Below are 4,277 nucleotides of genomic sequence, written 5' to 3'. Positions count from 1 at the left end.
AGGTGAAACCAAGGGAGCGAAAAGCCTCGACTAGAGGTTCGCTCTCCGCAAGCGCGAGCACAGCGCGAATCTGCTCGTTGGGCACCTCAATTCGTGCAGCAAAACCATGGGATCGCACACGGACGGTGCTGAACCCCCTGGCGATCAACCAAGCTTCCGCCTGGCCCACCCGCTTCAACCGCTCAGCGCTGATGCTTTCGCCATAGGGGAAGCGAGAGGCCAAGCAGGGCTGTGCTGGCTTATCCCACCAGGGAAAACCAAGGGCCCGAGACAAAGAACGGATCGCTGCTTTGTCGATCGACAATTCAGCCAGGGGGGAGCGAACCCCTGCCTCTCGTGCGGCGGCAATGCCGGGCCGGTGATCACCGAGGTCATCAAGATTGACCCCATCAATCACCAAGGCATCACCCGCAGCCGCGGCAATGGGCTGAAGGTGGTGGTGCAGTTCACGCTTGCAGGCAAAGCAGCGATCCACGGGATTGCTGCTGTAGTCGGGGTCGTTCAACTCGGCCGTTGCACACTCCCGATGCGAAATGCCGATCCACGAGGCCTGATCACGGGCTTCCCGCAACAGATGCGGCGCCAGTGCCGGAGAGATCCCCGTTACCGCCAGGGCGGCTTCGCCCTTGGCTTCGTAGGCCATCGCCGCCACAAGGGTGCTGTCGACACCACCGGAGTACGCCACACACAGGGCGGACTGCGCCGCCATCCAGTGCCGCAGGTCCGCCAGCAGTTGCTGCTCTCGATCCGCCAAAGGCTCCTGCAACCAAAACATCAGCGGGGAAAACCAGTTGAGCTAGGTAGGCTCCAACGGTAAGAGCCGTCCTCATGCCTCGAAGCATCGGCATCGGCATTGTCACTGCAGCAGACAGCCGCGAGCGCAGCCACGGACAGCTGCACATCTATGACGGTGAGGGCAAGGGCAAAAGCCAGGCAGCCCTTGGGGTTGTACTGCGCACGATTGGACTCGGCATCTGCGAGCAGCGACAGACCCGGGTGCTGCTGTTGCGCTTCCTCAAAGGCCCAGGGCGGGCCTACGACGAAGATGCGGCCATCGAGGCCTTGCAACAGGGTTTCCCCCATCTGATCGACCACCTGCGCACCGGACGGGCCGATCACTTCACCGCCGACGAAGCCACTCGATTCGACCGAGACGAAGCCCAGCGGGGCTGGGTGATTGCCAAGGGCGCGATCGCCAGTGCCCTCTACTCGGTGGTGGTTCTGGACGAGCTGAATCCGGTTCTGGATCTCGGCCTGCTGGACCTGGAGGACGTGGTCCGCACCCTCAGCAACCGGCCTGAGGGGATGGAGATCATCGTCACCGGTCGGGCCGCACCGGCTCCCTTGGTGCGTGAGGCGGACCTCCATTCAGAGATGCGGGCCCATCGCCGTCCGGGCATGAACGACAACCGGGTGGTGCCTCTCAATGTGAGCAGCGGTATTGAGATCTACACCGGTGAAGGCAAAGGCAAATCAACCAGTGCACTCGGGAAAGCGCTGCAGGCCATCGGGCGGGGCATTAGCCAGGACAAGAGCCATCGGGTCTTGATCCTGCAATGGCTCAAAGGCGGCAGCGGCTACACCGAAGACGCGGCCATCGCCGCCCTGCGCGAGAGCTATCCCCACTTGGTGGACCACCTCCGCTCCGGCCGCGATGCCATCGTCTGGCGTGGCCAGCAGGAGCCGATTGACTACGTGGAGGCCGAACGAGCCTGGGAGATCGCACGGGCCGCCATCTCCAGCGGCCTCTACAAGACCGTGATCCTCGATGAGTTGAACCCCACAGTCGACTTGGAGCTGCTGCCCGTCGAACCGATCCTGCAGACCCTGCTGCGCAAACCGGCGGAAACCGAGGTGATCATCACGGGGCGCTGCAAAAACCCTCCGGCCTATTTCGATCTGGCCAGCATCCATTCGGAGATGGTCTGCCACAAGCACTACGCCGAACAGGGCGTGGATCTCAAACGGGGCGTGGATTACTAACCCTGAGGTTCAGTAGCGGGGGATTGCAGGATCCACCTGCTGCGACCAGGCATTAATTCCACCGGTCACATTCGTGGCCGCGATTCCCTGCTGAGCCAACAGCTCGACTGCACGCGCAGAGCGCCCCCCGAGCGTGCAGTGCACCAAAAGGCGCCGTCCCTCCGCTAATGCACGAACGCGATCGATCGCCTCTCCACTCTCCAGCGAGGCCAACGGAACCAAATGGCTTCTTTCTATCGAAGCCACCTCTGCTTCAGCAGGATTGCGGACATCAACAAGCACAATCTCGTCTGGAGCGGAGTCGAGCAGGGCCTTCAGCTCCGTGACAGTGATGGCTTCCATCTCCGATGACGCCGGACGGCAGAACTGGCGGTAGTCAATCAGGCTCTCAACTTTCGGTCGGTCTGGATCAACGCGGAGGGTGAGTTCGCGAAATCGCATGGCCAGGGCGTCAACTACCAGTAGCCGACCATCCAGGCACTCGCCAATGCCGGTGATCAGCTTGATCGCTTCGGTGGCCTGAAGCAGACCGATCAGCCCCGGCATCACACCCATCACACCAGCCTCCGAGCAGGTCGGAACAGCGTCCGGCGGAGGTGGTTCCGGCAGCAGATCGCGGTAATTGGGGCTCGTCGGCGTGCGGTTGAACACGCTGACCTGGCCGTCAAAGCGCTGCACGGAGCCATAGACGAGGGGCTTCCCGAGCAACACAGAGGCGTCGTTGATCAGATACCGGCTGGGGAAGTTGTCGGTGCCGTCACAGACCAGGTCGTAGGCACCGATGAGGTCCAGGGCATTGCCCACATCCAGCATGCATTCATGCACCTCCACCTGGCAGTGGGGGTTGAGGTCGTGGATCCGCGCCGCCGCCGAGCGGGCCTTGGAGCCGCCAACCCCGCTGGAGCTGTGGATCACCTGCCGCTGGAGATTGGAGAGCTCCACCACATCTCCATCCACGATTCCGATACGGCCTACGCCTGCCGCCGCCAGGTAAAGCAGCAGAGGAGATCCCAGCCCCCCGCTGCCAACACAGAGCACAGAAGCAGACTTCAACCGAAGCTGACCGGCAGGACCAACCTCGGGAAGGATCAGATGGCGGGCGTAGCGCCCCCGCTCATCAGCACTCAGCATCGGTTGGTCATGCATGGTTGTGAGTGTCCCAGAGCTGAATCGGGATTTCATCCACGCTGCGGTCACCATGCAGCCACCAGGCCCGCAAGCCGAGCGAGGCAGAAAGAATTAGCATCACACTTCCAGCCTCCCCCCAGCGCCGATCGTGGGGCGAGGGCACGGGCTCGGATGCTGGATGGGAGTGGGCCACGCCAAGACAACGTTGATGGCGATCCCGGGCCCATCGCTGGGCTGCCAACTGCTCCCTCGGATCCACAAGAAACCTTCTGCGACGGTCGTGGACAGGCCGCTGACCGGATGCCCCTCGTCCCCAGACATTGCAACAGGGCCAGGTCGTGGTCAGCCTCAAACCCCCTGAATTCGTCCGCTGTCCCAGCAGCAAGGCACAGCCTTCTTCAGGGTGGGGCGCCAACAGAATGCGGCGCAAATCCGTGTGGCATCGGTGATCAATCTGCAGCACGGATGGCGTAGACCCCGTCGCACCGATACGCTCAGCTGAAATTGTGAAGGATTTAGTCGTTCTCATGAGTGACGCCACCACTGAAGTTAAGGATGCCGCCACAACCGTGACGACACCCCTCGAAACCCCTGCTCAGGAGGACACCACCTCCTTCGCTGAGCGCTACAGCGACGTGCTGGGCAAGGTGAACGACACGCTCGATCAGGTCGACTGGAGTCAGATGGGACGCATCGGCAAGATCGTCGGCATCTTTGCGGCCGTGATCATTGCCCAGATCCTGATCAAGGGGATCCTCGACACGATCAATCTGTTGCCGATCGTTCCGGGCCTGCTTGAACTGCTCGGCGTGGTCGTGGTGGGCCAATGGAGCTGGAAAAATCTGACCACCAGCGACAAGCGCGATGCCCTGGTTCAGCGTGTTCAAACACTCCGGAAGGAGTACCTGGGCTGATCCTCAAAGCCGCCGAGCCAGATCTTTGAGGCTGGCTCGGCATTGGCTCAGATAACTCCCCCCAAACAAATTGGCGTGGTTGAGCAGGTGGTATAGGTTGTAGATCTCCACCCGACCGTCAGCGCCTGGAGCCTCGGGTATCACCTCCCGATAACCCGACCGGAAGGCTTCACTGAAGCCGCCGAACAGTCGGGTCATGGCCAAATCAACTTCCCGATCAGCCCACCAACTGGCGGGATCAAAAATGCTCCC

General features: G+C 61.8%; 6 protein-coding genes. 2 read left to right on the top strand and 4 right to left on the bottom strand.

Features of this window, described 5'->3' with window-relative positions; translation table 11 throughout:
- On the bottom strand, nucleotides 1-775 hold a 775-nt coding region (larE, locus tag ACGVJ8_RS03570; protein WP_392345520.1), incomplete at its 3' end, for an ATP-dependent sacrificial sulfur transferase LarE.
- A 53-nt stretch (nucleotides 776-828) separates the two neighbouring features.
- Between larE and ACGVJ8_RS03565 the strand changes: the two genes are divergently transcribed.
- A complete protein-coding gene (locus ACGVJ8_RS03565) occupies nucleotides 829-1,983 on the top strand; it encodes a cob(I)yrinic acid a,c-diamide adenosyltransferase (RefSeq protein ID WP_392345519.1) in 1,155 nt (384 codons plus the stop codon).
- A 9-nt stretch (nucleotides 1,984-1,992) separates the two neighbouring features.
- On the opposite strand, the gene moeB is transcribed toward ACGVJ8_RS03565, so the two are convergent.
- Nucleotides 1,993-3,129, bottom strand: coding sequence for a molybdopterin-synthase adenylyltransferase MoeB (moeB, locus tag ACGVJ8_RS03560; protein ID WP_392345517.1), 1,137 nt, complete (start codon nucleotides 3,127-3,129; stop codon nucleotides 1,993-1,995).
- Complete coding sequence (locus ACGVJ8_RS03555; protein WP_392345516.1) at nucleotides 3,122-3,640, bottom strand: M67 family metallopeptidase; 519 nt, start codon at nucleotides 3,638-3,640, stop codon at nucleotides 3,122-3,124. Before ACGVJ8_RS03555 ends, moeB begins: the two co-directional genes overlap by 8 nt.
- Between ACGVJ8_RS03555 and ACGVJ8_RS03550 the strand changes: the two genes are divergently transcribed.
- Nucleotides 3,639-4,025 carry a CAAD domain-containing protein gene (locus tag ACGVJ8_RS03550; RefSeq protein WP_392345515.1) on the top strand — a complete coding sequence of 129 codons (387 nt, stop codon included), beginning with the start codon at nucleotides 3,639-3,641 and terminating at the stop codon, nucleotides 4,023-4,025. The two genes, ACGVJ8_RS03555 and ACGVJ8_RS03550, sit on opposite strands and share 2 nt — an antisense overlap.
- Before the next feature lie 3 nt (nucleotides 4,026-4,028).
- Here the strand turns inward: ACGVJ8_RS03550 and ACGVJ8_RS03545 are convergent.
- On the bottom strand, nucleotides 4,029-4,277 hold a 249-nt coding region (locus tag ACGVJ8_RS03545), incomplete at its 5' end, for a fructosamine kinase family protein (protein ID WP_392345514.1).

Source organism: Parasynechococcus sp. (genome assembly GCF_042954245.1).
In the GTDB taxonomy this organism is placed as follows: Bacteria; Cyanobacteriota; Cyanobacteriia; order PCC-6307; family Cyanobiaceae; genus Parasynechococcus.
The sequence above is the reverse complement of the archived record's forward strand: the minus strand, read 5'-3'. Positions and strand labels throughout refer to the sequence as shown.

Bases quoted from the DNA above. Each gene is read 5' to 3' on its own strand.
- ACGVJ8_RS03565 (WP_392345519.1), top strand. From the start codon at position 829: ATGCCTCGAAGCATCGGCATCGGCATTGTCACTGCAGCAGACAGCCGC.
- moeB (WP_392345517.1), bottom strand. From the start codon at position 3,129: ATGCATGACCAACCGATGCTGAGTGCTGATGAGCGGGGGCGCTACGCC.
- ACGVJ8_RS03550 (WP_392345515.1), top strand. From the start codon at position 3,639: ATGAGTGACGCCACCACTGAAGTTAAGGATGCCGCCACAACCGTGACG.
- ACGVJ8_RS03555 (WP_392345516.1), bottom strand. From the start codon at position 3,640: ATGAGAACGACTAAATCCTTCACAATTTCAGCTGAGCGTATCGGTGCG.